Origin of the sequence: Butyrivibrio sp. YAB3001, from assembly GCF_900112195.1 — a bacterium.
GTDB lineage: Bacteria > Bacillota > Clostridia > Lachnospirales > Lachnospiraceae > Butyrivibrio.
This window is the reverse complement of sequence record NZ_FOKR01000055.1, coordinates 1-1,162: the sequence shown is the minus strand read 5'-3', so window position 1 is coordinate 1,162 and position 1,162 is coordinate 1. Positions and strand designations below refer to the sequence as shown.

Sequence of the window (1,162 nt, the reverse complement as noted above, 5' to 3'; positions counted from 1 at the left end):
CACCTCTAAATTCAGCGGTATAATAACTCGATCTGCAGCGGTCAGGGCGTTCAAGGTCAATAGTCCTAAAGTCGGGGCGGTATCAATTACACAAAAATCATAATCATCTGCAACCTTTTCAAGGGCTTCTTTTAACATATATTCCCTTGCCGTTCTGCTTGCCAGCTCCATATCAGCTGCGGTACCTGCTAACCCTACGCTCAATATGCTCATAGCCGTTTCAATAGGGTTTGTATTTCTCATAGCTTCGAATACAGTACAATTTCCCTTTAATGCTTCGTATAAGGTATTCTCCTTGTTTTCCTCTCTGCCTGCCGTATAGGTCAGATTACTTTGTGGGTCAGCGTCTACAATAAGCACTCTATACCCCTTGTTTCGTAACCCTGCAGCCAGTGCGTAGGCGGTTGTAGTTTTGGCTACTCCGCCTTTTTGATTAGTTAGTACAATAGTTTTCATGGCTCAATATCCTCCTTGCTTCGGTGGTGCTTACTTCTTACTTCTTATATTACTTCTTACTTCTTATACTGTCAAACATTTCTTTACTTGCATATACCGGGTACTTAATTTATCATTTTAATTGTTCAAATATCCGTTTGCTCGTGGTGGGGCAAACTTAAAAAGATAGTAGTGATACAAGTTGTCACGCTATCTTTTTTGTTTATCAGGCAGCAGGCTTTTTAATTTCCTGCGGTTATAACTAGGGCTTACCCTCTCAATAAAATCTTTAGATCATAATTACCCCTACCCCTTTTTATTTTTTTGCGGTTGTTCGGAGGGGTTAATACGGCTCCAAAACAAGGGCGTTAAAAACCCCTATACGGGGGCTGTTGTATGCTAGGTTATAAAACTATGATACGGATATGATACGGGGCTAAAAAGGCTCCTACGCAATAAAAAAGGGTATGCAATCAAGCGTACCCTTTAATAAATCATTCTGCTGCCAGTTCCCTTTTATACTTGTAAAAACTATTCCTGCTTATATTACCTATCTGCTTCATACACTCAATATCTGTTAGCGTTCCGTTAAAGTCACGGCTATGCTTCTTTATAATTTCCTTTGCAGCTATCGACTTCTTTGTTGTAACGCTCTTGCCTTGTACTCGTCCTGCCTTTTCCTTTTCATGTGGTATACCTAAAGCGGTTTCAGTTTCATATTTTTCCT

General features: G+C 40.1%; 1 protein-coding gene and 1 pseudogene. Both read right to left on the bottom strand.

Annotated elements, in window-relative coordinates:
* Window positions 1-456, bottom strand: a 456-nt coding sequence (locus tag BM086_RS20415) for a ParA family protein (RefSeq protein WP_175560412.1), incomplete at its 3' end; no start/stop codon positions are given.
* A gap of 473 nt (window positions 457-929) precedes the next feature.
* Window positions 930-1,162, bottom strand: a pseudogene (locus BM086_RS21215) (hypothetical protein); the annotation flags it as partial.